Raw genomic sequence first — 25974 nt, 5'->3', positions numbered from 1 at the left:
CTGCTGAATGGCGCGATTGGCAACTCGCTTCGTCTGCACAGAGTGTGGGGCAGCAGCACCCAAATGGACCGGCCGCTGTGAAGCGTGTGGTGCCTGGAACACGCTGGAGGCCGAGGCGCCCAGCCCCGGCGCCGGCGCCCGCAAAGCCGGCCGGGCGGCGGGCCGTGGCGTGGAGTTTGTCGGTCTCGCCGGTGAGACACCGCTGCCCGAGCGGATTCCGGTCGGCATTTCCGAGTTCGATCGAGTGCTCGGCGGCGGCATGGTGCAGGCCTCCGCAATCCTGGTGGGCGGCGATCCAGGCATCGGCAAGTCGACGCTCCTGTTGCAGGCGGCGGCCCGTCTGGCGAATGCAGGCAAGCGCGTCCTTTACATTTCGGGTGAGGAGTCGGTCGCGCAGATTAGGTTGCGGGCCGACCGGCTCGGGCTGCGGGATGCGCCGGTCAGTCTCGCCTCGGCCACCGTGCTGGCCGATATTCTCGGCGCGCTGGAGTCCGAAAAGCACGCGAGCCTGGTCGTGATCGATAGTATTCAGACGATCTGGGATGAGACGATCGAATCGGCGCCCGGTACTGTGGCGCAAGTGCGATCAAACGCGTTCGCGCTGATCAGGGCGGCGAAAACACAGGGGTTTGCCTTGATGTTGGTCGGTCATGTGACCAAGGAAGGCGCTCTCGCGGGGCCGCGGGTGATGGAGCACATGGTCGATGTCGTGCTGCATTTCGAAGGCGACCGCGGGCATCAATTCCGCATCCTGCGCGGCGCCAAGAACCGTTATGGCGCGACCGATGAGATCGGTGTGTTCGAAATGACCGGGCGGGGCCTGGCTGAGGTTGCCAATCCATCCGCGCTGTTTCTAGCAGAGCGACACGGGCATGTAGCCGGAAGTGCCGTGTTTGCCGGGCTCGAGGGATCGCGACCGGTGCTGATGGAGGTGCAGGCGTTGCTCGCATCGAATGCCGGTGGGTCGGCACGACGGTCGGTAATCGGATGGGATTCGGGACGATTATCGATGCTGCTGGCCGTGCTCGATTCGCGGTGCGGCGTAAAGCTGGCAGGTCATGACGTCTATCTGAACGTGGCGGGCGGGCTGCGCGTTTCCGAGCCCGCCGCCGATCTTGCGGTGGCCGCGGCGTTGGTCTCCGCAGCAACCGGCGTGCCGACTGATCCCGAGACGGTATTTTTTGGCGAGATCGGCCTTTCAGGCGAGTTGCGTCAGGTCGCTCAGGCGGACCTGCGCCTTAAGGAGGCCGCAAAGCTGGGCTTTAGCCGCGCAACGCTGCCGCGACGCGTTGCCGGCGGTAATCGCAGGCTCGCTACGCCGGATGGCATTGTGTTGGCCGAGTACGGCCATTTGAGCGATCTGGTGGCCGCCACTGCGGGACGGGCATCCCGCTCAGGAGACGAGATATGACATGGGTCGATGGAATTGCGCTCCTGATTATTGTGCTGTCGGGGTTGCTGGCGCTGGCTCGCGGCCTGGTCCGCGAGATTCTCGGTGTCGGTGCGTGGATCGGCGCCGGCCTGGCCGCGTTCGAGTATTATCCCGATGTCGAGACTCTGTTGGCAGGCTACGTGCACCAACCACTGCTGATCCTGCTGCTGTCGTTCGGGTTGATCTTCATTATCGTACTCATCATTCTGTCGATCCTCAGCGCTTGGCTGGGGTCGATGATGCGGGATTCGGTGCTTTCGGGGATCGATCGCACATTGGGACTGGCGTTTGGCCTTGCGCGGGGCGTGGTCATTGTTTGCTTGCTCTATAAGGGCCTCTCGATGTTTCTCCCACCATCCGAATGGCCTGCCGGTATCAGCAATGCCCGGTTGTTGCCTTATGCCGAAAGCGGGTCGCAGGTTTTGGTGGGCTTGTTGCCGGCGGCCTATCAGCCCCATATCGACCATATGCCGGTTGCGCCTACACCTGCCGTGCAGCCTGCTGCGCCTGCGGCAAAAGGGAGTGGCCAGTAGGTTCAGCCATGTGAAACGATGCTCGACATGCCAATGCGGGCGGATTAGATGACAGGCTCAAGTCGTAAAGGATGCACCGGCGTGACGCAGTCGATGAACACGACGACCGCGATCGATGATGACAAATTCCATGAGGAATGCGGGGTCATCGGGACCTGGAATGTCACTGATGCAGCAGCGATAACCGCGCTCGGCTTGCATGCTCTACAGCATCGCGGCCAGGAGGCGACAGGCATTGTCACCCATGATGGCGTTCGGTTTCACGCGCATAAGGGTATCGGGCTGGTCGGCGATAATTATGGCGATACGAAAGTCATGGCTGGTTTGCCTGGCACCCGAGCCGTCGGCCATAACCGTTACGCGACCACCGGCGCGACACTTTTGCGTAACGTTCAACCGCTATTCGCTGAATTTGAATTCGGCGGATTTGCCGTCGGCCATAATGGTAATCTGACGAATGCCCACACCCTTAAGCGGGCGCTGGTCAAGCGCGGTTGCCTGTTCCAATCGACGACGGATTCTGAGGTATTCGTTCACCTGATCGCGATCAGCCTGTACGCGACCGTGCTGGACCGGTTGATTGATGCACTCAAACAAGTGACCGGTGCGTATTCGCTGGTTGCTCTGACCAACGATATGCTGATCGGCGTCCGCGATCCGCTGGGTGTCAGGCCGCTGATCCTGGGCCAGACCAACGGTGCGGACGGGATCAGTCCCGGCTGGGTGCTGGCGTCGGAGAGTTGCGCGCTTGAAATGGTTGGGGCCGAATTCGTGCGCGACATTGAGCCCGGTGAGATCGTCGCGATCGACCGCAGCGGCGTGCGTAGTCTCAAGCCGTTTTCGCCGCAGAAGCCGCGGTTCTGCGTGTTTGAGTATATTTATTTTGCTCGGCCGGATTCGATTCTCGAGGGCCATTCGGTCTACGCCGCACGGAAGCGGATCGGGCGGGAACTTGCCCGGGAATCCCCGATCGAGGCCGATCTGATCGTGCCGGTACCCGACTCCGGCGTTCCGGCCGCTATGGGGTTTGCCGAACAAAGTGGTGTTCCGTTCGAACTGGGGATTATTCGAAACCACTATGTCGGGCGTACCTTCATCGAGCCGACCGATCAGATCCGACACCTGGGCGTGCGGCTGAAGCACTCGGCGAACCGTGCAATTCTGGAAGGTCGGCGCGTCGTGCTGGTCGATGATTCGATCGTGCGTGGCACGACATCGCAGAAGATCGTCGAGATGGTGCGCGGCGCGGGAGCGCGTGAAGTTCACATGCGGATATCCTCACCGCCGACTACTCATTCGTGTTTCTACGGCATCGACACGCCCGAGCGCGGCAAATTGCTTGCGGCACGGAATAGCGTGGCCGAGATGGCCCAGTTGATCGGGGTCGATAGTCTCGCATTCATCTCGATGGACGGATTGTATCGCGCGCTGGGTCAACCTGGGCGCGACGCGGCGGCCCCTGCGTTCTGTGATGCGTGCTTCAGCGGTGATTACCCGATCGCGCTGACCGATCACGCAGAGCCTCGTCAAGCCCAGTTGTCGTTGCTCGCCGAACTCGCCTAGCTCTTCACGGACCTCGAAACCTTCGAATGTTGCGCTATATCCAGATGATGTTCAGCAAATCAAAATCGACGATGCCGACCGCGTCCGAGGCGTTGCCCGGTCGGGCGGCCATGACCCCGGTACCGGAATTTCATTACGTCAGCGGCGCACGGATGCAGGAACCCTACCCGCCGCATTCCGAAATGGCGCTGTTCGGGCTGGGGTGCTTCTGGGGTGCGGAACGCAAGTTCTGGCAAACCAACGGCGTTTTAGTGACCTCAGTCGGTTACGCCGGGGGGTTCACGCCAAATCCCACCTATGAGGAGGTATGCTCGGGGCGCACGGGTCATGCCGAGGTGGTTTTGGTCGTGTTCGATCCTGCAATCATAAGTTATGAGGGATTACTGAAAATATTCTGGGAAAATCACGATCCTACGCAGGGTATGCGCCAGGGCGGCGATATCGGCACGCAATATCGATCTGTGATTTATACGTTCAACGACCGCCAACTCCATGCCGCAAAACAATCCTGTGCTGCATATCAGAGCCGTTTGAACGATGCCGGATTTGGTACAATCACCACAGAAATCATTCCGGCGCCTCCGTATTTTTTCGCGGAAGCCTATCATCAGCAGTATCTCGCGAAGAATCCGAACGGCTACTGCAACCTCGGTGGCGTTGGTGTTTCATGCCCGATCGGGCTCGCGACGGCCGATTGACCAATCCGCCGTCCGCAGTGGATACACTACGGACGGCATTTTCGCCGGCTAATGAACTGAAACCGGCGCCATTTCGTTTTGGACGATCGCCGCACGTGCCAGATTTCCATCGGTCGCAATCGCCATCGGTGTACCATTGGCCGAAAACACGCCGAAAGCCGGCCCGTTTGGTGTCATGATCGGTCGCACATATGCGATCTGCTCGAGACCGAGGTCGGCGAGTTGTGCTTCGGTCATGTGGTGCGGATCGAAAAAGGCGCGAAGCGGGAATGCATCGGTCGAACCATCATGGGTTTTGACGTTCATGGTCGTTACTCCTGTTCACGGTCGCGTTCGTAAATTCGTGTCGTCACGGCATCGCTATCCAGAGACCGAGCCGGGTTGATCCCAGACGGGCTGGAAGCACCTTTTTTGATCGCGATCGTTTTGATCTTTGCCTCGGGCAACGGTCGGACGAGATCGATATGCAATAATCCGTTATCAAGCCACGCCCCCTTCACCTCGATGCCCTCAGCCAGAACGAAGGCCCTTTGAAACTGTCGCGCGGCTATGCCGCGATGCAGGAATATTCGGCCCTGTGTTTCGTCATTCTGGCGGCCACGTATGACCAATTGGTTATCTTCCTGCGTTATTTGCAGGTCGTCCATTATGAATCCTGCCACGGCGATCGTTATGCGCAAACTCGTCGTGCTGAGTTGTTCGATGTTGTAGGGCGGATATCCCTCGGATGACGTTTTGGCGGCGCGTTCGATAATCTGTTCCAGGTGATCGAAACCGAGAAACAAGGGCGATGTAAACACTCTGGTCGTCATGGCCTCCTCCTTTCGAGCGAGACAAGCGGAGCCCAACAGGCACTCCAGCTTTCGAGAATTGGGCATATTTGGCAGATTTTGCAAGCGGCGATTGATCGCAGCGCGGGGCAGGGGTAAATCGCGCGCATGAGTGATGCGATCGACCTGCCGCTAGGGGCACTGCCTGAGATATTAATCGTGCCGGATAAGCGGTTGCGGGTGAAGGCGCGTCGCATCGGCACCGATGATCGCACCAATGTGGCTCGGCTGGCGGAAACCATGCTGGGCGTCATGTATAAGGCCCCGGGAATTGGGCTTGCCGCGCCGCAGATCGGCGTCTCGCTCAGGTTGGTCGTCATCGATCTGGCACCGGATGGTGCACCTGCGCCGATGGTGATGATCAATCCTGAGATCATGCGGGTCAGCCATCAATTGGTCTCGCGCGAAGAGGGGTGTTTGTCGCTGCCAGGGCAGTATGCCGATGTCACGCGACCGGCCGAACTTGTCGTGGCGTTCGAGAGCGTGACCGGCAAGCGGGAGAGCGTCGAGGCGGATGGATTACTTGCCGCCTGTATTCAGCACGAAATCGACCATCTGGATGGCGTTCTGTTCGTTGATCATCTGTCGGCACTGAAGCGTAACATCCTGCTGCGCAAACTCGCGAAGGAGCAACGTGACAAGCTCAGCGCGGTAAAGCCGGTCCGCTGATGCGACTGGTCTTCATGGGGTCGCCGGCGTTCGCAGTGCCCGCCCTGCGGGCTTTGTGTTCTGCCGGGCACGAGGTCGCAGCCGTTTACTGCCAGCGCCCCAAGCCGGCAGGCCGCGGCCAACGGGTGACGCGATGCGCGGTTCATCAGGTCGCTGATGAGTTGGGACTTCCGGTTCGTACGCCGCAGCGACTGCGCGGCAACACCGAAGAAGAAGATCATTTGCGATCGCTCGGCCTCGATTACGGCGTGGTCGTTGCGTACGGGCTGATTCTTCCGGCCGCACTTCTGCATGCGCCGCGACGTGGATGCCTGAACATTCACGCCAGCCTGTTGCCGCGATGGCGCGGCGCGGCGCCGATCCAGGCCGCGATTCTGGCAGGCGATAGCGAGACCGGCATCACCATCATGCAGATGGATGCCGGATTGGACACCGGTCCGGCCTTGTTTGCCGAGTCGGTGCCGATCGGCCCGGACGACACCTCGGCAACTCTCCATGATAGATTGTCGGAGATTGGCGGCCGAATGATCCTGCTGGCCCTCTCCGGAGAGTGGCCGCGTACCCCGCAGCCGGAGGACGGCACCTATGCGCCCAAGCTGTCGAAGGTCGATTCGGTGGTCGACTGGAGCCGACCTGCCGGCGAAATCGAACGCCGGATCAGGGCGTTCACGCCTTGGCCAGGCACGGAAACTATCCTCGGTGGCGAGGTGTTGAAAATTGTCACGGCGGAGATTGTCGATGCTGGCGGCGAGCCCGGAGTCGTTCTGGATGATAATTTCACCATCGCCTGTGGCGATCGGGCCCTGCGGTTGACGCGCATCAAACGGGCTGGCGGTGCCACAATGGACGGGGCGGCCTTTCTGCGCGGCCACGATGTTCCGATCGGGACAAGATTAGGGTGACACTGTTCGCCCTTAAACTCGAGTATGACGGCCGTGCGTTCGTCGGATGGCAGCGACAGGTAAACGGCGTCTCGGTACAACAAATTGTGGAGCAGGCGGCGGCTCGTTTGAGCGGTGGCCCTGTGGCACCGAGCGTCGCGGCGGGCCGAACCGATTCCGGCGTGCACGCGGCGGGTCAGGTTGTCCTGGTCGATCTGCCTGATCGGTTTAACGTCCATGCGGTGCGCAATGGGCTGAATTTTCATATGCAACCCCACGCGGTCGTGGTCCTCGCCGCCAGCGTGGTCGGCGACCCGGCGTGGAGTCCACGTTTCTCGGCGATCGAGCGGTCCTACCGCTACGTAATTTTGAACCGGCCCGCGCGACCGGCGCTGGTCGCCGGGTTTGTCTGGCATGTACGAGATCCGCTTGATATCGTCGCGATGCAACAGGCTGCCGATGTCCTTGTCGGGCGGCATGATTTTACCAGTTTTCGTGCGTTGGCGTGCCAGGCGGCTTCTCCGGTACGAACCGTCGATCGCCTGAACATCAGCCGTTTTGAAGACAGGGTCATTATAGATGTGGCCGCTCGCAGTTTCTTGCACCACCAGGTTCGGAATTTTGTGGGCACTTTGAAGTTAGTCGGAACCGGGCACTGGTCGGCAGCCCGGGTGACCGACGTGCTGTTAGCGCGAAACCGCGCCGCAGCAGGCCCGACGGCGCCTGCGGGGGGGCTGACATTGATGCGTGTCCGGTATCCGGAGGATCCATTTGCCGACCAGCAATGACGATGCGTGCCTTGTTCTGTTGCTTCAATCGACCGATATCGTCTAGAGGCATCATAAGACAAATTTATTTCGTCACCACGACAGGAGACCGACATAGCCAGACTACCTGCTCCGCCGACCCCGCCAAGCCGCGAAGGGCCGCGCGTCAATGAAGATATCCGTGTGCCCCAGGTTCGATTGATCGACCAGGACGGCGAAATGATGGGTGTTTTGACAACCCGGGAAGCCCAGCGTCGCGCCACGGAAGTGGGGCTCGATCTGGTCGAGATCAGCCCGAATGCCGATCCACCGGTCTGCAAATTGCTCGATTATGGCAAGTTCAAATACGAGCAGCAAAAAAAGAAAAATGAGGCGCGTAAGAAGCAGAAAGTCATCGAGATCAAGGAGATCAAGGTCCGCCCGAACATCGATGAAAACGACTATCAGGTGAAGTTGCGAGCGATGAAAAGCTTTATCGGCGAGGGCGACAAGGTCAAGGTTACATTGCGGTTCCGTGGTCGCGAGATGGCCCATCAGGAGCTTGGCGTGAAGGTTCTGGAGCGAATCAAGATCGACATGGAAACCGAAACCAAGGTTGAGCAGATGCCGAAGATGGAGAATCGCCAGATGGTGATGGTTCTCAGTCCGAAGTGAAGCGACTGGGTTTCGTCGTTTGATCGGCTTTGTCACCGGGCTAAGCGCCGAGGCGCGGTTGCTTACCAGGTTTAATGTGTTGGTCGAAGCCGGCGGCGGCACACCCGGGGGTGCTCAGCAGGCGGCCCTACGGGCTATCGCGCGCGGGGCGACGATTCTTGTCAGTTTCGGACTGGCAGGCGGGCTTGATCCTGGCTTGCGACCGGGCTCACTTCTGATTCCGAACTGGATCGTATCGGGACAGACACGCTATCGCTGCGACCCGGAACTCGTACGCCATATGGGCGGAGCGACGGTCGAGCGACTGACCGGCGCGGATGCCGTTGCCATAACAAGCGCTGAGAAAGCCGTACTATACGAAACGACCGCCGCGGCTGCGGTGGACCTTGAGTCAGTCGGTGTGGCGCGAGTCGCCGCACTTCGCCAGATACCTTTTGCTGCGATGCGTGCAATCGCCGATCCTGCTGATCGGGCGTTGCCGCCGGCCAGCCTTGTGGCATTGGACGATCGAGGGCGGATTGTGATCTCCCGCGTGATCGCCAGCGTTATGCGTCGTCCAGGACAAATCGTGGACCTGATCCGATTGGCCCGCGATGCGTCGGCAGCCAGGCGTACCTTGTCACGGCAAGCTGCTCTATATTGCCAGCGTGAGGACGACGGGGACGTGATCTGAGCCGCGCGGCCAGTCGCGTGCGTCACTCAGAATGCGGTGGCGGGACAAGCATGTCTCGAGATCGCGCGACACCCAGATGTGATCAAGTCTCCGACCTCGGTTCGAAGCGCGCCAGTCGCGGTTGCGGTACGACCACCATGTGTAAAGTTTCTGGTCGTGTGGCACAAAGTAGCGGATTGCGTCGATGAAACCCTGCTCACGCCATTCGTCGAGGCCGGAGGTTTCCGCGGGTGTGTGGCTGACGACGCCAAGAAGTTGTCTGTGGTTCCACACGTCATTCTCAAGCGGTGCGATATTCAGATCGCCCACAAGAACGGTCCGCATAGGTGGGTTGGACGCGAAATGTGCTTTCGCCTCTGCGATGAAATCGAGTTTGTGCCCGTATTTTGGATTTGCCTCCCGGTCGGGGATGTCACCGCCGGCGGGTATGTAGAAATTGTGGACCGTTATCGGATGATCGCCGGTGAGTGCATTGGCGGCTATGTGGCGGCAATCGGATTTGCCACACCAATCTGGCATTGCCTCGATGAGTTGCAGTTCGAGCCGCGATAGAATGGCGACGCCGTTATACCCTTTCATCCCGCGCGTCAGGACGTGGGGTAGTCCCAGTCGGCTACCCAGATCGGAAGGGAACAGGGGATCCGGTGCCTTGGTTTCCTGGAGACACAAAATATCCGGCGCGCCATCGGTCATCAGCGTCGTAAGCAGGTCCTGCCGCAAACGGACCGAGTTAATGTTCCAGGTTGCAACGGTCAGCGTCTTGGTCATACCAGTTCGAACGATACCGCGCCGACACCTTCGACGGATCCATGAATACGACTGCCGCGCTCAACAGCGCCGACACCGTCCGGCGTGCCGGTAAAAATCAGATCGCCGGGCATCAGCGCAACCAGATTGGATAAAAAGACGATAATGTCTGGCACTGGCCAGATCATGTCGGCGAGATCGCCGGTTTGTTTGGTGACGCCATCAACCGACAGCGTGATCTGACCACGCGACGGGTGTCCGGCCGTCGCAGCGGGCGAGATCAGGCCGATTGGAGCCGATGCATCAAAGCCCTTGCTCATATCCCAAGGGCGTCTTAGCGATTTAGCCTCGTCCTGCAGGTCGCGCCGTGTCAGATCAACCCCGGCGGCATAGCCGTAAACGTGGCCAAGTGCTTCACTTGCCGCGATGGCTTCGCCCGCTCGCCCGATTGCGACCACCAGTTCCATCTCGAAATGCAGCGACCGTGTTGCAGTTGGAAATGGCACGTGATCGGACGAAATAACCGCGTCGGCTGGTTTGGAAAAAAAGAATGGAGGCTCGCGGTCGGGGTCTGCGCCCATCTCGCGCGCGTGTGCGGCATAGTTACGCCCAACACAAAAAATCCGCCGCACCGGAAACTTGCCGCCGCCGGCGACAGGGACGCTCGGCAATGCGCTTGGATCGATAACCCAGTCCGACATGTAAAATCCCCCGAAATATTGTTCTGGTGCGTGCCTTAAACACCCCGTACCGCGGCACCAAAGCTCTCAAAAACACGTTGCGAGGCGATATCGCGATCAAAGTCGTACTCCGGGTGCCATTGTACGCCGAGCAGGTACCCTCGGCCGGTTCCCGAAATTGCCTCGATCGTGCCATCGATCGCGCGAGCCTCTACGAGCAATCCCCGCGCCATCCGTTGAATGCCCTGATTGTGCAGCGAGTTGACGGCCAGACGCGTGCTTTGGACGATAGTATCGAGCACACCTCCTGGTCTGATTGCGATAAAATGTGCTTTTCCGACGCGAACAGGCCCATGCGCCTGCATGGGCGTAGAATGATCTATTTTGCCCGGCATTTCTTGCAGGCGCTGATGCAGGGTACCCCCCAGAGCGACGTTTAACTCTTGCAAACCGCGGCAAATTGCTAACACCGGGAGGCCGCGCTCGATCGCGCCGCGAACGAGCGGCAACGTGACCTGATCGCGGGCGGGATCCTCCGGAGCGTCATCGGAGATCTGCGGTGGCCCGCCGTAGAACTCTGCCGCTACGTTGCTGCGGCTACCGGTCAGGATAAGACCATCCAGCCGGTCGAGCAGGGTCGACACGTCGGCGCATTTTCCATTCGCGGGAATCAAGATCGGTACCGCGCCAACCACCTGATCCACAGCGCGGACATACGTATCGGACGCAGCATGATTGACCATCCCGAAAACCCCGAAGGCCTTCTGACAACAAGAAATACCAATCAGTTTTGGATACCTGACAGCCATGCTGACTACTCCCAAATTTCACGCGGCGTGTCACCACCCACACCGCGGCAGTCAGGAATGCGCCACATGCTAGTTTGGTGTGATGCCTTGAATATATTCAAAGTCTTTATTTGGGAACGGCTTGGCGGAATGCAGATCGTAGAGAGTAACCTGGGTTAGTTGGCCCTGAGTATCGGTGACGCGCCATTGACGCAGTTCCATCGGGTCGGTGGAGAATATCAGCGTGATATGACCCTGCTGTGCTTTGCCGGTTCTGATCAGACTTACCTGCACCTCACCCGGTGGCTGCGATACTTTCGTCACCGTCACCTTACCGGACAAGCGAACGGTCTTATCGAGCAGGATCCCGAGTGGGGTGGAGGCAAGCGGGATATTTGTCGTTTGATCGAGTTGCGGATCGTGGTAGACGAGCAGCCCGAATCCCGCGACAAGCAACTGAGCATTCGGCTTGTCATACTGAAACCGCATCTTTCCGGGCCGTTGGACAATCGCCTGACCGGTGCGAACAGAGCCATCGGGTCCGACTTGCATAAATTTCGCAGTTATCGTTTTCAAGCCATTCAGATAGTCGGCGACCTTGGTCAATACAGCGCTATTTGCGCCAGAAGGCGTCGGCGTGGCTGCCGAATACACTGGACCCGCGCCCAACACGAGGCCCAGTGCGACGAACGCGATTCGCAACATGGTCGTCAAAATTGCACCGTAATGATGACCATTCGAACTCAACCAGCTACCGCAGACCGGCGTGGTGCCACATCGACGGGCGCACGGCCGGCCGCGATCAACTCACCCATGACCGAGCGGATTTCCCTGAGAAATGCCGACCCTTTCGTTGTGCGTTGCACCAGGACGCTGCGACGATCAGCGGGGTCTACTTTGCGGCGCGCCAAGTCGAGGTCGGAGAGGCGATCGAGGGCGCGTGTGATTGCCGGTTTCGACACGTTGAGTTGCTGGGCCAGGCCGCGAACGGTGTGCGCTCCTTCGTTGAGATAGCATGTTAGGAAGACACCAAGTTGCCGCGCGGAGAGGTCGACGCCGTCGCGCCTCACCAACGCGACGACCGTATCGCGCAGGACCCCAACAAGGTCATCTGACGTCATTTGTGCTGCCATGAGTTAAACTCCTCTTCATTTGCGAACGGCGGAAATTTCCGAAGACCGCTCACCGGCCTCATACCGTATGGTATCGTAAGATCATTTCTTAACCACCGAGCATTAAGACGTCATGCCGGGTCAACAACGATCGATCCTGCAACAGTTATGAGACTTCACAGGGTAGAACAAGACACCGAAACATGAAAACATTGCAACACCGTTGCAAGGCCGCATGCCGTGATTTTGGCATAATTCAATCGCGGCCCTTTTCGCCGAGGCGTTCAATCGCCGAGACCGTTGCTAAAAGTGATTGAGCTTCGCCGCCTTCTGGCCGCGCGGGCCGGTTCTGGTCGTTCCATGCGTAAGTGTCGATATGTGCCCACGACACATCCCTCGGTACAAAGCGGTTGAGGAATAGGGCCGCAACGATCGCACCGGCCATCGGTTTGGCACCCACCGTGTTGCAATCGGCGATGCTGCTGTCGAGCCACGAATCATAGCCGGACCAAAGGGGAAGGCGCCAAAGCGGGTCGTGTGCTGCGTTGCCGCCCGCAAGCAGGGCGTTGGCGAGACGATCACTGTTGGAAAACAGGGCGGGGATATCCGGGCCAAGAGCAACGCGAGCGGCACCGGTAAGGGTCGCGAAATCGATCAGCCAGTCGGGTTTGGCGGCAGCGGCATCAGTTAATAAATCTGCGAGCACCAGGCGGCCTTCCGCGTCCGTGTTGCCGACCTCGACCATCAGCCCGGCGCGCGTTTTTAGGACGTCGAGCGGCCGCATTGCGTGTCCGGATATGCTGTTTTCTACGCAACCGATCCGGACATCAAGGCGGACCTGCAGGTTCAGCGCCATCACGGCCTGAGCGACGCCGAGTGCAATGGCGGCGCCCCCCATATCCTTTTTCATGCGAAGCATCGCGCCGCTTGGCTTGATGTCGTACCCGCCGGTATCAAAGCAGACGCCTTTACCGCAAAGCGAGATCAACGGCAGGTCCTTGTTGTCGCCCCACTGAAATCGTAACATTTGCGACTGCCGAGACGATCCAGCGCCCACGGCGGCCAACGCCGGGTAGCCATCGTTTAAAGCATCACCGGTAAATCGCTCGATTTTGGCGTTAAAGCGCGATGCAAGGTTAGCGCCGGCGTCTGCTAATTCCGCAGGGCCCAATATGTTAGCAGGCGCGTTAATCAAGTCACGTGCTTCATAGATCGCTTTTGCCAAAACAGATGACCTGGAACGCGAGTTGGGGATAACGATGTGCGCCAATCCTGGTGTCTGTGGTTTGAAACGATTATACCGATACGCACCTCGTTCGATGGCCAGGAAGGCTTGCTCGGAGTCGTAACTCCCGGACACCAAACCCCACCGCGTGTTGGACGGTAAGGCCTCGCTCAATATCCCGAACGTGAAATGCGTGTGATCGTCTCCAAGTCCAAGCAGGGCACAGGCGATGCCGTTTTGACCAGGTATCAGAACAATCCTCCGCTCCTGGCCAGTGAAGCCTTGCGCTGTGATAAACGCCGCGGTGGGACCATCGCAGGTTTTGAGGAAATCTTGCAGTTCGGACGGACGCAGGGGATATATGGGCAACACTGCTGGTTCCGGACTTATGGTTTCGACAGCGATGGTTGAAGCGTTCATGTATTGCCTCTTTTGTGTCAGGGAACTCATAGCGTTTAGCGCTCCAAGCGAAAGCGTGTCGACTGGCACCGATCACGCCTTTCAACCGGGCGCCAGATCGGTAGGCCAAAAAATTGTGGTTAAACACCGGGGATGACGGAAATGGACCGTGCTTTCAGGGACGGCGAGTGGCCGAATTGGGGCGCTTCCTCAAGCGTTAGGAAAAAAGTTGTCCACCAGATAAAATATCGCACAAAATCAGGCCGCTAGCTCACAGGTATGTAACGCCAGTGTCATATATGAGGGATGAAATACCATATGATTCAATATGTTGTGACCATTTTGCTAAAATATTGGTGGATTGGAGGCGAGTCTTGAAACGCGTGCCCGTACAAGGTTGGGTTTCAGTTACGCACAGAGTTATCCACAACAAACAAGCATCGATAACTTGGTGGACTGTCGCGTGACGGAAACTATCACGAAGGCGGGAGTCGAGGTCATTTTGTCTGCGTTGTCGACGCTGCCCGCTGGGCCAGGTGTTTATCGGATGCTTGATGCAGGCGGAAACGCACTTTACGTCGGGAAGGCGCGAAGCCTGAAAAAGCGCGTAATCGCTTATACGCAACCGTATCGACTGCCGGAGCGCCTTCGGCGAATGGTCGCAGAGACCGTCGGGGTCGAGGTTGTCACAACGCACACTGAGGCCGAGGCCCTGCTGCTTGAGGCCAACCTGATCAAGCGGCTGAAGCCCCGCTACAACATCTTGTTGCGTGACGACAAGTCATATCCTTGGCTTATGATTACTGCGGACGGTGCGTTTCCTCAGCTGACCAAGCATCGTGGCGCGCAAACCCGCAAAGGTGATTACTGGGGGCCGTTTGCGTCTGCCTGGTCGGTAAATCAGACCATTCAGGCATTGCAGCGAGTGTTTTTGTTAAGGACGTGTGCCGATACGGTTTTTGCCAACCGGTCGCGTCCTTGCCTACTGCATCAAATCAAGCGTTGCTCGGCACCTTGTGTTGGCCGAATATCGCCCAGCGAATACGGCGTGACGGTCAATCAGGCCAGAGCATTTCTCTCGGGTAAGGCGGGTACCGTGCAACGAGATCTGGCCGCGGAAATGGAGGCTGCTTCCGCGGCGCTGGCGTTCGAGCGCGCCGCAGCGATTCGCGACCGCATCCGCGGCCTTACCCACATCCAGGGTTCTGATGTTATCAATCCTGAAAGCATCGCGAATGCTGATGTGATTGCAATATACCAAGCGGCCGGACAGTTCTGCGTTCAGGTATTTTTTATTCGCGGGGGACGAAACAACGGCAATCGCAGCTTCTTTCCGTCGCAAGCCAGGGGTGAGGGCGCGGCCGACGTGCTCGCGGCATTCATCGCCCAGTTCTATGACGATAAAACACCGCCGCCACTGATTTTGCTTAACGAATCGGTGTTTGAAGTCGACTTGCTCGCCGAGGCTTTGACGTTGCGGGCTGATCGCAAAGTCGAGATAGCGGTGCCGCAGCGTGGCGAGAAGCGCGACGTTGTTCTTCACGCGGAGACGAATGCGCGTGAAGCGATGGAGCGCAAACTTGCGGAGTCCGCTGGTCAGGAAAAGCTCCTGGCTGCTACCGCGGCATTGTTTGGCCTAGATCAACAGCTTACCCGTATCGAGGTCTATGACAACTCGCACATCATGGGCACCAGCGCCTATGGCGTAATGGTCGTCTCAGGGGCAGATGGATTTGTGAAATCTGCCTATCGAAAATTCGCGATAAAGGGACCGATTACGCCCGGCGATGATTTTGCCATGATGCGTGAAGTTCTGACACGACGCTTCTCGCGGATTATGGCGGAAGATCCAGATCGTACCAATGGGACTTGGCCGGACCTTGTGTTGATCGACGGTGGCATCGGGCAGTTGTCGGCCGCGCAGGCGGTCTTTGATGATTTAGGCATTCGCGATGTGCGATTGGTCGCCATTGCCAAAGGACCCGACCGGGATGCCGGCCGCGAATGGTTTTATCAGAAAGACCGGCCGCCTTTCCAACTGCCGGCGCGAGATCCGGTTTTATATTTCTTGCAGCGGTTGCGGGATGAAGCACATCGCTTTGCCATCACGACCCACCGCGCCGGCCGGAGTAAGAAAATCACAACGAGTGAGCTTGATGAAATTGAAGGTGTGGGGGCGGCGCGAAAGCGGGCATTACTCAATCACTTTGGATCTGCTCGTGGAGTCAAGCAGGCTGGCCTTCGCGATCTAGAGGCTGTTTCAGGTATTAATAAGGCAATAGCCAAGCTGATCTATGCGCACTTTAACATAGGAGCAAGCGTTGAATAATATAGATTTATCTATTAATAAATACTAAGTATTGACAAAGATTTTGCGTGACACAACTTAAGATTTAATGTCAAATACATCCTCAGGTTGCGAATTGTCCGTTCGTAACGATTGGGGGATTAGATGTCCGGAACGCTCAACGCAACTGTCGATCACGGTATCACTCTAGTTTCGCCGACTTACGGAAATCCGCTTACCGTCTCAGGCGACGTTTCAGCTAGCGCTGGTGATGGGATTTTTGCAGCGACAAATTGGACCGTCGATAATGGTGGTACCATATCCGCAACGAGCGGAGAAGGAATATTTCTTAAGGGCGGCGGTTTCATCGATAACTCGGGAATCGTTATCGGCGTAAACGCCTACGGCATCACATCGACTTCAGCGCCACTGACCCTCTTGAACAGCGGCTATATTCATGGCGGTAAGGCCGGTATTGCGGTTAATCAAGGGCAGCTAATCGTTGATAATCTGATGGGAGCCACGATCAGCGGAGGCTTGGCTGCGCTGGAGGGTGTAAAGTTTTCGGGTGACGGACCAGCAACGTCAACTATGGTCAATGACGGGGTGATAAGCAGCGGGAATACGTCCGCGGGCGGGGGCATCGGCGTTTGGGTAGCTCTGGGGTCGTTCACCAACACATCGACCGGCGTCGTCTCCGGGGGCAGCATTGGGATTAATGTTGGCGACTATTCAAACTTTTCAAATTTTGGTGTTGATACTGGACAGGTAGGCGTCGTTGTAGGAGCGGGTCAGAATGATGTAACTATTATCGATGGAGGCACGATTACGGGCGCTGGCGGAGAGGCTGTTTCGTTTGCAAAAGGGGTTATCGCCGATTCTTTGACCTTGCTGCCTGGTGCGGTCCTTAATGGATTTGCGAACGGTGGAGGTTCTGCGAATCTGATTTTCGGAGGAACATCGGTTGGGACAATAGCGAATCTCGGCCACGAGGTTTCATTGTTTCCGACAATTTCGCTGAGCAACGGTGCCGCGTGGGAGTTCGCGGGCACTTCGGACATGGCCGGCCAGGCTTTATTTGATAACAACGGAACATTGATCGAGAGGAACGGGGACTCGCTGTCAATCACTTCTTCCATGTCCGGAACCGGCACCATCGATCTATCTGGCGGCACGGTGGCGCTTGGTAACGTGGTCGGAGCAGGTCAAGTGGTTGATTTCCAGGGTGGACAATCTGCTTTGCTGCTCACGGATAGTCACAGTTTTTCCGGTGAGATCGCGAGCTTTACCTCCGGCGATACGATTGAGATCACGGGCTTCGGCGTGAACGAGACCGTAACCTCACACCAATCGGGCAACCTTTTCACGTGGACTGCTGGCGGTCTATCCTCATCAACAATCACGTTTGCGACAGATCCTGGCACGCTTGCTCTGGTGTCGATGGGGCCAGTTTCGTCGGTGACGGCGGCGTATGAAATCGTCGCTCCCCCTTGCTTCCGCGCAGGAACACAGATTCTAACGCCAGACGGCCCCCGTGCAGTCGAAGATCTTCGAACGGGCGATACTGTCGTTACCCACGATGGTCGAGCTAGACCGTTGATATGGGTTGGTCAGCGATGGGTCGATTGCGATCGCCACCCAAACCCAGAAATGGTACTGCCGATCGTGATCGAGCGGAGCGCGTTCGGACCCGGTGTGCCATCGCGGGATTTATACGTGTCGCCAGATCACGCAATTTATTGTGCAGGGTTGCTTATCGCAGCCAAGCATTTGATCAATGGCATTTCGATCAGGCAGATCGATGTGCCGGAGGTGATATACCATCACATTGAACTGATGGAGCATAGCGTGGTCTGGGCGGAAACGCTCCCCGTTGAAACCTACCTGGACTGCGGCAACCGACATAATTTTGTGGGGTCAAAAGGGCTGGTATCGCTCCATGCGGATTTTGCGGCACCGCATTGGGATCGTGAGCGAGCCTTCGCTCCCTTGGTCTCCGAAGGGGCTGATTTGACCGCAGTCCGGCTGCATTTACATGAGCGTCTATGCGAACGGGGTGTTCACCCGGTTGCGGGGCGATTTGATGTGTTCGCCGATGGTCGTCTCCTTACTGCAAAAGGTGCGGATAACGGACAATGGATTTTTCGCCTTCCGATTGAGACACATCGCTTCGCAGTCAATTCAACATCATCACGGCCTGCCGATCTCGATCCGGCGTCGCTGGATTGTCGTCGTCTGGGGGTAGCCATTACGGATGTTACGGTGGACGGCAGGCTGGTTGATGCAGGCGATACACGCTTCATGTCAGGCTTTCACATGCCGGAGCTCCGCGGTCGCCGTTGGTTTCGCTGGACCGATGGTGCGGCGGTTTTTGATGCCTCGGGCGCGCGGGAGATTGCCTTCAGGGTGCAGGCGGTCTCACCGGTTTGGCAGACTCCCCTGACGTTGCCGCAGCCAAAGGGACGACTGCGCGCTTTGGAATTGCATTCACAATAACCTGCTTAATTCCTAGAGCGGCCTGCTGAGCAGCCGCGACTGCGACGTCGCCCCAGTACGGTGCCACCTGAGCAGGAGCGAGATCGTGCAACTGACTGACCTTGCCGATAAATGCACCGCTCTGGCTGTGGACGAGCCAGTCCAGTTCGACGATATCGGACTCTGAAACCGCTGATTGATGAGGGCTTGGCGATACCTTGACGACGCCGGAAATGATGAAATCGGCATCCTGTTTGTGCTCAACGAGGACGACGCCCAGTTGTGCAAGGTCTCGCCGGACATCAAGTGCGAGGGCGTGATCGCCGTCGCCTGGCGCGCCTGACACTTGAGCGAGCAGCGCGCGGGCCGGACGATTTTCGAGCGATCGGGGGTTGCTTTGCTGCACACTCGCATTGATGGTTCCCAGTTGCTGCGCCAGATCAGGCGCGGCCGATGTGGCTGCGGCGTTGAGTGTTGCAGCATTTCCGTCCGACCATGCTTGACCGGACACGGCCGCGCCAGTGGATTGGCCATAGACTTTGCCGGTTGGCCCCATGATGGTGAACGTGGGGATAACCTGATCGCCGGAAAGTTTGGCGCGAGCGATCAGGCGCCAGTCGAACTTGCCAGCAGGGCGCATTATGCTGGGAACGTCTTCGGCCACTAGCGCTTTGGCTAGATCGTTGGCGTAAAGGTGGGATGCCGAGTTGCCCAGCAACGCGTCATGCGGCGGCGGGATGATGAGGACTGGAGGCGGCGGTACCGATAAAACGGCACCTTCGCGACCTGGGCGCCCAAGAAAGGGCTGTGGCAGCGTGCCACAACCGACAAGGAGTGCCGGCACAAGGAGAAAGAGGTAGCGATTCATGCCTGGTTCCGAATGATGGAAATTTGGTGTCCGCCGACACCTTCGGCACGTTTAGTGCGACGGCGATGTGAAAAGAACAGATCCTCTTCGGCGTAAGTATCGTGCGGTATGATCGAAGTCCTGATACCGATCAATGCCAGACGTTTGGCTGCGTAGCCGGATAGATCAAACTGCCAGTGATCCTCGCTGGTCTGACTGAAAAAACAGATATGTGCGGGTTCGCGTGAAACGATCGCGTTGTGGAGATCGGCGCCAACCTCATAACTGTCGCGCTGGATACAGGGACCAATGACCGCTGAGATCGTCTCCGCGCCCAAGGCTTGCATGGCTGCTACCGTAGCTTCAAGCACGCCGGCAGCGGCGCCCCGCCAACCCGCATGAGCCGCGCCAACGATGCGATTTGTAGAGTCGGACAAGAGCACCGGTGCACAGTCGGCAGTGATCACGCCGAGCGCAATGCCAGCGCGGTCGGTGACCATTGCGTCCGCGACTGGACCATCGCCGGCCGCCCAACCTTTGGTTACGATTATGACATGTGTACCGTGCACTTGCTTCAGTCCAACCAGGCACGATGGATCGGCACCGATTGCCCACGCGGCGCGGGCGCGGTTCTCGATGACGTGAACTGGGGCATCCTGTCCCGACATGCCGCAGTTGAGACTTTGGTAGGCTCCGGTCGATACGCCGCCTTCACGGGTAAAAAAACCATGAGGAACCATCATATCGCCCGTCAACATTCTGACCATGATGAAAATCCTGCAAGATGTTGAATAGAAGGATGGCTAATCGCGATCGCCTTAAACAGACTGCCCATCGCTTCTGGTGCGGTTAGACGCTGCGACGCCGCGATAAGGTTCAGCGTTTGTTCCATTGGTGCATGCCGGCCCAATTGATTGGTTCTTTCATGGATTCCCAGGGTGGTTAGGAAATGGCCCTGGGCGACCGGGCCCCAGGCTTTCGCCCCGGTACGGCCGATGGCGTTCACCAGTCGTTCGAAATCGACGTGAGCGGTGAGGTCCGTGGAGCCTGGATCGCAGGTGGGACTAACCGGTTGCCGGTTGCTGATCGCCTGGAGGCTCTCACCCGGCCCGCTCTGCATCGGTCCATAGTCGATCATCAAGGCCGCACCGGTTGACTGAAAAAGGCGGTCAGCGAGAGTGGTGACAAATGCTTCGGCGGTCGGGCTTCGTTCGTAGATCGTGCCATAAGTCTCATCCGGCATAATGAAATCGGTTGGTCGCTCGACAAATCGGCTGTCGCCAACGTGGCGCTCCATCCAGCCATCAGGCCGGCGGATGAATTGGCGGATGGGCAAAGCATCGAGAAATTCATTCGCTAAAAAAATCATCGGGCCTTTGGGAAGTGTGGTCAGATCGGTATGAAAGGTCGCCTCTGGATGTTTTTGTTTTAGGTTCAATATGAGGCGGGGTGATATTTCAATGAAATGCAGCGATAGCGCGGATCGAAAAGCAGGAACTGCGCGCCCTATCGCGCGAAGGGCATCATTCATCAGTGTGCCGTTTCCAGGACCAGCCTCGACCAGCAGTATGTCTCGCGGCGCTCCCATAGTCTGCCAAGCCAGTGCAGCCCAGAGGCCGATCAATTCACCGAACACCTGAGATATTTCAGGCGACGTCGCAAAATCGACGAAAGGATCGTGCGTTGCATAATAGGCCGCGTTGGCGCGGGCCATGAAATGGTCGAGTCGTTCTTCCGTCACGCTGCGATTGTCACATGATGGCTTGACACGCGCCTAGCGCGCCAGATCATTACGGCACCAATAATAATCATTGGCAATGACAGAAGCTGGCCCATGGTCAATCCGAACATAAGATAGCCAAGGAACCAGTCAGGTTGGCGAAAGCACTCTGCCGTGGCCCGGGCGATGCCATAGCCCATCACAAACACGCCGGCCAGATAGCCTGGTTGGCGGCGAATTCCTTCGATACGGGAAAGCGTGAACAGGACGATAAACAGCACCAGTCCTTCCAGCGTGGCTTCTATCAACTCGGACGGGTATCGCGGGACATTGGACCCGGATTGCGGATAGATCATGCGAAACGGAAACCAGGCGGGTGCCGGGCGCCCCCATAGTTCGCCGTTGATGAAATTCGCGATGCGGCCGAGGAACAAGCCTATGGGAACCGGCACTGCAACACGATCCGCAAAATACCAGGGGTCCAGCCTATGGCGATGGCAGTAAATCAGGATGGCTACCGCAACACCGATCATACCGCCGTGAAAGCTCATCCCGCCATCCCACACCGCATACGTACGATTGAGATGATCCAGAAAATACACAGGCTGATAAAACAGGATATAGCCAATCCTGCCACCGAGAACGACACCAAGCGTCGCCCAGGAGAGGAAATCATCAACCTGTTCGTGAGTCGCAACGACTGGCGCTTCGCGAACCAAACGCCTGATCAGGCGCCATCCCACGACCAGTGCGGTGATATATGCTAGGGCATAATAATGGATCGCGAAGGGACCGAATTTGACCAAGATCGGGTCAAAATGCGGCCAGACGTACACGTTGGTCATCGATAGGGGTCCGGTTGGTTCAGGAAATCGCTCACGTAGCAGGTGATGCCGTCTTCAAGAGATGTGAAGATCGGGTTAAAGCCTGCGGCGCGGAAACGCTTCATCGACGCCCGAGTGAAGGATTGATATTGTCCGAGCAGCCGGTCAGGCATTGGGATGAAAGTTATGCGCGGCTCGGTACCATGGGCAGCACAAACAGCGCGCGCCAGATCAACATAGGAACGGGCTATGCCTGTCCCAAGGTTGAACAATCCATTGACCACGGGATGGTCGAGTAGAAATATCAAGCCGGCGATCACATCGTCGATCCAGATGAAATCGCGCGATTGCTCGCCGTCTGCAACGCCAACTCGATCGGAACGGAACAGCGTTATGGGATCGCCGGCCCGAATCTGATCGTGCTTGACCTTCACGACCGACACCATCGATCCTTTATGATATTCGTTTGGTCCGAAGACATTGAAGAACTTGAGTCCGGCCCATTGCGGTGGCCGGTTTCGTCCGGCGGCGCATTCGCGGGCGACCCAAAGATCGAATGCGTGTTTCGACCAACCGTAGAGGTTGAGAGGGCGCAGCCGCTCCAGCGCTTCAATATCTTGCGAATCATCGAAGCCGGCTGAGCCGTCACCGTATGTGGAAGCTGAGGATGCATAAATGAACCTGACGCCTCGGGCGGTGCACCAGTTCCAGAGCTCCTGGCTCAGCCTGACGTTGGTGCGCCAAACCAGATCACCGTCGTTCGCGGTGGTCTCGCTGATCGCGCCGAGGTGGACTACAGCCTCAATCGGTGGATGGGTGGCGAGGTAGTCGGTCAGTTCGTCAGGGTGAATGACCTCGGATGGCGGGTGCTTTTGTAAATTCCGCCATTTTCCGGATTGTCCCAGCTCATCGACGATGACGATCTCCGTCATGCGCTGATTTAAGGCAGCATGAAGATTCGACCCGATGAAACCTGCGCCGCCCGTGACCAATATCATGCACGGGCTTATAGTCAGTCGCCGGTGATCAGTCATCACCGGAGCAACAGGAGATCGATTAATGACCGAGCGACCTAAATTTTTCGATGATCTGGCTGGTGTTGCCGGCGGTGCGTTGTCAGCATTCAGCGGGCTACGCGACGAGATGACCGCGCTGATCAGGGCTCGAGTCGATGAAACAATCCGGATGCTCGACTTGGTCCGGCGGGATGAGTTCGACGCGATTGCAGATGTCGCTGCTACGGCGCGCTCGGAGGTTGCCCACTTAACCGACAGAATTGCTGCGCTGGAGGCGCAGGTCGTACCGGCGCCGCCGCGCGAGATCGAGTTGCCGGGGACGGATTCCAGTCAAGATGGAGGTGCACCCACCTGAAGGAGAAAGGCGAGCAGAGGCAGCAGCGGTAATCCGAGAATTGAGTGGTAGCTGCCTTCAATTCTATCGCACAGCTGTGCACCGCGGGACTCCAGCATGTAGGCCCAGACTGCGGCGAGCACGGCGTTACCTTCCAGGTTGACGTTACGGTTGATGAGCTGATCACTCACTTCGCGTGTTGTCAGGGTGGGTGACTCGAATCATTCCCAACTGATTGTCATTTCCGTTATGCAGATAACTGCGGGCGCCAAAAAATGGGGTTGGCCGCGTAATCACTGGAGGTGTGATTTGGCTTCGCGCCGATCGCGCGGTTTGTTGAAGCGCACATCCGCGCAGTGGGGAACCTGATCCGCGCCGTTCACGAGAGCATCTGGCCGCAGTTGTGATACTTGTTGTGCTTTCTGGGTCGCGAGCGATAGCGCGAGTTCGGCAGTGGAGAGGCCATTGGCGGTCGCGACGCATTTGATCGATGATTCATCGATGGGCGGCTATGGCTCTGAACTCAACTCCCCGACGCTGTAAAATTTCGCGGCGAATTGCCGATGCGCTTGCAAGAATGACCCGCAACTCAGAAACCTTCGAGCACAATTTTGCCGCGCGCTGAGCCGGATTCGATTGCGGCATGGGCACGGCGCAGATTGGCCGCGTTGATCTGCCCCATCGGAGTCGTCATCGTCGTTCTTAAGATGCCTTGATCAATGAGGCGGCTCACTGTCTGCAGGATGTTGTGCTGTTCGATCATATCATCCGACTGATGCAGCGATCGCGCAAACATATATTCCGTATGAACTGAAGCAGATTTATTAAAAATACCACTTAGATCCAGCGAGGTGGTCGACTCGATCAGCCCGATCCGGCCATGCGGTGCAAGCAGCGCCGTGAGCGCGCGCCAGTGGTGCTCAACTTGATTGGTGCAGAAAATATAAGTAGGCGCAATAAGTTGAATCGTGTCCAGCTGCGCTGCGAGGTCGTGGTGATGATTGATTACATGGTGCGCGCCAAGTGCACTGCACCATTCAGCCGTTTCGGTCCTTGAGGCTGTGGCCACTACCGTCAGGCCCGTCAGGCGCCGTGCCAGTTGGATCGCCATTGATCCCACCCCGCCCGCTCCACCGATAATCAGAAGCGTGTCGCGGCGCACTCTATCGCGAGGGATGGAAAAGCTCTCGAATAGCATTTCCCACGCTGTAAGGGTGGTTAGCGGAAGTGCTGCAGCTTCAGCGAATGTTAATGTCTTCGGTTTCCGTGCGGCAATGCGCTCGTCGACAACCTGAAACTCCGCATTGCTACCGGGGCGATCAACGGCGCCGGCGTAATAAATTTCGTCTCCGATCCCAAAATTTGTAACGTTCGAGCCGACCGCCCGCACGATGCCTGCGGCATCAAACCCGAGTATGCGTGGTTCGCCGAGCGGCTCGCTGCGCCGGCGGACCTTGGTATCGACGGGGTTGACAGAGACCGCCTTCACCTCGACGAGAACATCGAAGCGCCTCGGCGTCGGTTTCGGTAAATCGAGATCGATCAGGGCGTCTTCGGCCGCGATCGGCAGCGAATGAGTGAATGCGACTGCTTTCATTGGACGATCCAGAGCTGTGATTGGTGGTCTTTTGTGCGCTGCGATCAGCCGACGCGCAACAAGCCGGCACCGTAGGCATGCAGCCAAGCGGTTGCGGCGGCGCGATGAGGGGTCAGACGATCGGTAAGAGCCCAGAACGCAGGCGCATGATTCATGTGCCGCAGGTGGGCGACCTCGTGCGCGATCACGTAATCCTGAACGAAGTCAGGGGCCATGACCAGACGCCAGGAGAACATCAGGCTGCCGTCGGCGGTGCAACTGCCCCATCGTGATGTCGTGTCCTTGACCCGGACGCGACGGAGCGCCGCAGGGATCAGGCTTGCCTTGGCTGCGGCGCTCAGCCTGAATTTTTCGCTTGCCAGGCTTTGCAGTGCATCGCGAACGCGCCGGGCGACGAATTCGGGTTGGCCGGAGAGGCGTATTTGCGAGTCGGCGATCACCGCGGCCCCGCGATGCTGCGGGTCGATGACGATGAGGTGGGATGTTCCGGACACCGGGATCGTGCCGCCGGGCGCAATCATCATGGGAGCGGGCAGGGCGGCGAGCCGTTCGGCGACCCATGTTTCGTGGCCGCGGAGCAAGGCGAGTCCGGCGCGCCGTGAACCCTTCGGGGGCAGGGTGATCACGACGGCGCCAAGTTGCGGGTCGATCTTCAAGGCGATTCGACGGGCCCGCGCGCTGCGCCGCCACCGGATCGATGCGAGTATGCCACCGACGACGACTGACTCATCGGTCGATTCCAACAATGCCGTCATTGGCGCGGTTTTGGCCAACGGCAAGGCCAGTCGACGATATGATGTTCGAGGGGACCGGCGTCGTCCTCGCTGATCACCCTGTCCGATACGGACGCACCGGCCTTGAAGGTGCTGCCGGCATCACCGGTGATGAGCGGATGCCAGTCCGGCAGAGGTTTGCCATCGGCGATCAGACGGTAGGCGCAGGATGGTGGCAGCCAGTCGATTTCCGTCAGCGCGGCGGAGGTCAGCGAAATACAGTCGGGCACTTCACGCGAACGGTTGGCGTAATCACTGCACGCGCAGCTGTGCGTATCGAGGAGGCGGCAGGCGACGTTGGTGAATTCCAACTCGCCGGTTTCATCGTCGCGCAGTTTGTGCAGGCAACAGCGGCCGCAACCGTCGCAGAGGGATTCCCACTCCACCTCGGTCATCTGATCGAGGCTCTTGACTACCCAAAACGGCCCGGCACCCGATTGCGACATGGCA

Annotated in this window: 28 protein-coding genes and 1 pseudogene; 12 read left to right on the top strand and 17 right to left on the bottom strand. The window is 58.1% G+C overall.

Features of this window, described 5'->3' with window-relative positions:
- The first annotated feature begins 7 nt into the window (after window positions 1-7).
- The 4 genes from radA to msrA all read left to right on the top strand — a co-directional run bounded on the left by radA (window position 8) and on the right by msrA (window position 4226).
- Window positions 8-1411 (top strand): DNA repair protein RadA, encoded by a 1404-nt coding sequence (gene radA, locus BW994_RS11590; protein WP_029311842.1) that lies wholly within the window; start codon window positions 8-10, stop codon window positions 1409-1411.
- Entirely contained in the window at window positions 1408-1965 is a 558-nt protein-coding gene (locus BW994_RS11585; RefSeq protein ID WP_029311841.1) for a CvpA family protein, read from the top strand. Before radA ends, BW994_RS11585 begins: the two co-directional genes overlap by 4 nt.
- Window positions 1966-2058: 93 nt before the next feature.
- On the top strand, window positions 2059-3528 hold the full coding sequence (gene purF, locus BW994_RS11580; RefSeq protein ID WP_139334097.1) for an amidophosphoribosyltransferase: 1470 nt from the start codon (window positions 2059-2061) through the stop codon (window positions 3526-3528).
- A gap of 26 nt (window positions 3529-3554) precedes the next feature.
- Window positions 3555-4226 carry a peptide-methionine (S)-S-oxide reductase MsrA gene (gene msrA, locus BW994_RS11575; protein ID WP_245594112.1) on the top strand — a complete coding sequence of 224 codons (672 nt, stop codon included), beginning with the start codon at window positions 3555-3557 and terminating at the stop codon, window positions 4224-4226.
- 48 nt (window positions 4227-4274) lie between these two features.
- Here msrA and BW994_RS11570 read toward each other — a convergent pair whose 3' ends face one another.
- Window positions 4275-4532: a DUF1150 family protein gene (locus tag BW994_RS11570; protein WP_029311838.1), complete on the bottom strand. Its 258-nt coding sequence runs from the start codon at window positions 4530-4532 to the stop codon at window positions 4275-4277.
- 5 nt (window positions 4533-4537) lie between these two features.
- Window positions 4538-5038, bottom strand: a complete 501-nt coding sequence (locus BW994_RS11565; protein WP_029311837.1) for an Hsp20 family protein — start codon at window positions 5036-5038, stop codon at window positions 4538-4540.
- A 126-nt stretch (window positions 5039-5164) separates the two neighbouring features.
- Here BW994_RS11565 and def point away from each other — a divergent pair, with 126 nt between their 5' ends.
- The 5 genes from def to BW994_RS11540 all read left to right on the top strand — a co-directional run bounded on the left by def (window position 5165) and on the right by BW994_RS11540 (window position 8700).
- The gene (gene def, locus BW994_RS11560; protein WP_029311836.1) at window positions 5165-5725 is read left to right on the top strand and encodes a peptide deformylase; all 561 of its coding nucleotides are present in this window, start codon (window positions 5165-5167) and stop codon (window positions 5723-5725) included.
- Entirely contained in the window at window positions 5725-6627 is a 903-nt protein-coding gene (gene fmt / locus BW994_RS11555; RefSeq protein WP_029311835.1) for a methionyl-tRNA formyltransferase, read from the top strand. The genes def and fmt overlap by 1 nt, the downstream gene beginning before the upstream one ends.
- Entirely contained in the window at window positions 6624-7394 is a 771-nt protein-coding gene (gene truA, locus BW994_RS11550; RefSeq protein WP_035228838.1) for a tRNA pseudouridine(38-40) synthase TruA, read from the top strand. The genes fmt and truA overlap by 4 nt, the downstream gene beginning before the upstream one ends.
- 93 nt (window positions 7395-7487) lie before the next feature.
- Window positions 7488-8027 (top strand): translation initiation factor IF-3, encoded by a 540-nt coding sequence (gene infC / locus BW994_RS11545; RefSeq protein WP_029311833.1) that lies wholly within the window; start codon window positions 7488-7490, stop codon window positions 8025-8027.
- 19 nt (window positions 8028-8046) lie between these two features.
- The gene (locus BW994_RS11540; protein WP_076454591.1) at window positions 8047-8700 is read left to right on the top strand and encodes a phosphorylase family protein; all 654 of its coding nucleotides are present in this window, start codon (window positions 8047-8049) and stop codon (window positions 8698-8700) included.
- Here the strand turns inward: BW994_RS11540 and BW994_RS11535 are convergent.
- The 6 genes from BW994_RS11535 to BW994_RS11510 all read right to left on the bottom strand — a co-directional run bounded on the left by BW994_RS11535 (window position 8662) and on the right by BW994_RS11510 (window position 13672).
- The gene (locus BW994_RS11535) at window positions 8662-9468 is read right to left on the bottom strand and encodes an exodeoxyribonuclease III (protein WP_029311832.1); all 807 of its coding nucleotides are present in this window, start codon (window positions 9466-9468) and stop codon (window positions 8662-8664) included. The two genes, BW994_RS11540 and BW994_RS11535, sit on opposite strands and share 39 nt — an antisense overlap.
- Window positions 9465-10148, bottom strand: a complete 684-nt coding sequence (locus tag BW994_RS11530) for a fumarylacetoacetate hydrolase family protein (protein WP_029311831.1) — start codon at window positions 10146-10148, stop codon at window positions 9465-9467. The genes BW994_RS11535 and BW994_RS11530 overlap by 4 nt, the downstream gene beginning before the upstream one ends.
- 35 nt (window positions 10149-10183) lie before the next feature.
- Window positions 10184-10936: a gamma-glutamyl-gamma-aminobutyrate hydrolase family protein gene (locus tag BW994_RS11525; RefSeq protein WP_029311830.1), complete on the bottom strand. Its 753-nt coding sequence runs from the start codon at window positions 10934-10936 to the stop codon at window positions 10184-10186.
- 69 nt (window positions 10937-11005) lie between these two features.
- On the bottom strand, window positions 11006-11620 hold the full coding sequence (locus BW994_RS11520) for a LolA family protein (protein ID WP_035228836.1): 615 nt from the start codon (window positions 11618-11620) through the stop codon (window positions 11006-11008).
- Between the two features lie 38 nt (window positions 11621-11658).
- The gene (locus tag BW994_RS11515) at window positions 11659-12048 is read right to left on the bottom strand and encodes a MarR family transcriptional regulator (protein ID WP_029311828.1); all 390 of its coding nucleotides are present in this window, start codon (window positions 12046-12048) and stop codon (window positions 11659-11661) included.
- Window positions 12049-12283: 235 nt separating this feature from the next.
- Window positions 12284-13672, bottom strand: coding sequence for a leucyl aminopeptidase family protein (locus BW994_RS11510; RefSeq protein WP_029311827.1), 1389 nt, complete (start codon window positions 13670-13672; stop codon window positions 12284-12286).
- 442 nt (window positions 13673-14114) lie between these two features.
- On the opposite strand from BW994_RS11510, the gene uvrC reads away from it, so the two are divergent.
- The gene (gene uvrC / locus BW994_RS11505; protein ID WP_029311826.1) at window positions 14115-15980 is read left to right on the top strand and encodes an excinuclease ABC subunit UvrC; all 1866 of its coding nucleotides are present in this window, start codon (window positions 14115-14117) and stop codon (window positions 15978-15980) included.
- Between the two features lie 123 nt (window positions 15981-16103).
- The gene (locus BW994_RS11500) at window positions 16104-18434 is read left to right on the top strand and encodes a Hint domain-containing protein (protein WP_076454589.1); all 2331 of its coding nucleotides are present in this window, start codon (window positions 16104-16106) and stop codon (window positions 18432-18434) included.
- Here the strand turns inward: BW994_RS11500 and BW994_RS11495 are convergent.
- Genes BW994_RS11495 through rfaD form a run of 5 tightly spaced genes read right to left on the bottom strand, consistent with a single transcriptional unit; the run spans window position 18340 to window position 22802 of the window.
- Window positions 18340-19281, bottom strand: coding sequence for a hypothetical protein (locus BW994_RS11495; protein WP_076454587.1), 942 nt, complete (start codon window positions 19279-19281; stop codon window positions 18340-18342). The two genes, BW994_RS11500 and BW994_RS11495, sit on opposite strands and share 95 nt — an antisense overlap.
- The gene (pgeF, locus tag BW994_RS11490; RefSeq protein WP_029311824.1) at window positions 19278-20027 is read right to left on the bottom strand and encodes a peptidoglycan editing factor PgeF; all 750 of its coding nucleotides are present in this window, start codon (window positions 20025-20027) and stop codon (window positions 19278-19280) included. Before pgeF ends, BW994_RS11495 begins: the two co-directional genes overlap by 4 nt.
- Window positions 20012-21001 carry a class I SAM-dependent methyltransferase gene (locus BW994_RS11485; RefSeq protein ID WP_245594111.1) on the bottom strand — a complete coding sequence of 330 codons (990 nt, stop codon included), beginning with the start codon at window positions 20999-21001 and terminating at the stop codon, window positions 20012-20014. The genes pgeF and BW994_RS11485 overlap by 16 nt, the downstream gene beginning before the upstream one ends.
- On the bottom strand, window positions 20998-21825 hold the full coding sequence (gene lgt, locus BW994_RS11480; RefSeq protein ID WP_029311822.1) for a prolipoprotein diacylglyceryl transferase: 828 nt from the start codon (window positions 21823-21825) through the stop codon (window positions 20998-21000). Before lgt ends, BW994_RS11485 begins: the two co-directional genes overlap by 4 nt.
- The gene (gene rfaD, locus BW994_RS11475; RefSeq protein ID WP_029311821.1) at window positions 21822-22802 is read right to left on the bottom strand and encodes an ADP-glyceromanno-heptose 6-epimerase; all 981 of its coding nucleotides are present in this window, start codon (window positions 22800-22802) and stop codon (window positions 21822-21824) included. Before rfaD ends, lgt begins: the two co-directional genes overlap by 4 nt.
- Before the next feature lie 61 nt (window positions 22803-22863).
- On the opposite strand from rfaD, the gene BW994_RS11470 reads away from it, so the two are divergent.
- A complete protein-coding gene (locus BW994_RS11470; RefSeq protein ID WP_076454585.1) occupies window positions 22864-23175 on the top strand; it encodes an accessory factor UbiK family protein in 312 nt (103 codons plus the stop codon).
- On the opposite strand, the pseudogene BW994_RS20230 reads toward BW994_RS11470, so the two are convergent.
- The 4 genes and pseudogenes from BW994_RS20230 to BW994_RS11450 all read right to left on the bottom strand — a co-directional run bounded on the left by BW994_RS20230 (window position 23151) and on the right by BW994_RS11450 (window position 25970).
- A pseudogene (locus tag BW994_RS20230) lies at window positions 23151-23657 on the bottom strand (Maf family protein). The gene BW994_RS11470 and the pseudogene BW994_RS20230 sit on opposite strands and share 25 nt — an antisense overlap.
- 86 nt (window positions 23658-23743) lie before the next feature.
- Window positions 23744-24751, bottom strand: coding sequence for a zinc-binding alcohol dehydrogenase family protein (locus BW994_RS11460; RefSeq protein WP_029311819.1), 1008 nt, complete (start codon window positions 24749-24751; stop codon window positions 23744-23746).
- Window positions 24752-24795: 44 nt separating this feature from the next.
- Window positions 24796-25506, bottom strand: a complete 711-nt coding sequence (locus tag BW994_RS11455) for a M48 family metallopeptidase (protein ID WP_029311818.1) — start codon at window positions 25504-25506, stop codon at window positions 24796-24798.
- Window positions 25503-25970: a YcgN family cysteine cluster protein gene (locus tag BW994_RS11450; RefSeq protein WP_029311817.1), complete on the bottom strand. Its 468-nt coding sequence runs from the start codon at window positions 25968-25970 to the stop codon at window positions 25503-25505. The genes BW994_RS11455 and BW994_RS11450 overlap by 4 nt, the downstream gene beginning before the upstream one ends.
- Window positions 25971-25974 lie beyond the last annotated feature (4 nt).

Origin of the sequence: Acidiphilium rubrum (genome assembly GCF_900156265.1) — a bacterium.
In the GTDB taxonomy this organism is placed as follows: domain Bacteria; phylum Pseudomonadota; class Alphaproteobacteria; order Acetobacterales; family Acetobacteraceae; genus Acidiphilium; species Acidiphilium rubrum.
Note: the sequence above shows the minus strand (reverse complement) of the source record. Positions and strands in the feature narration are given on the sequence as shown.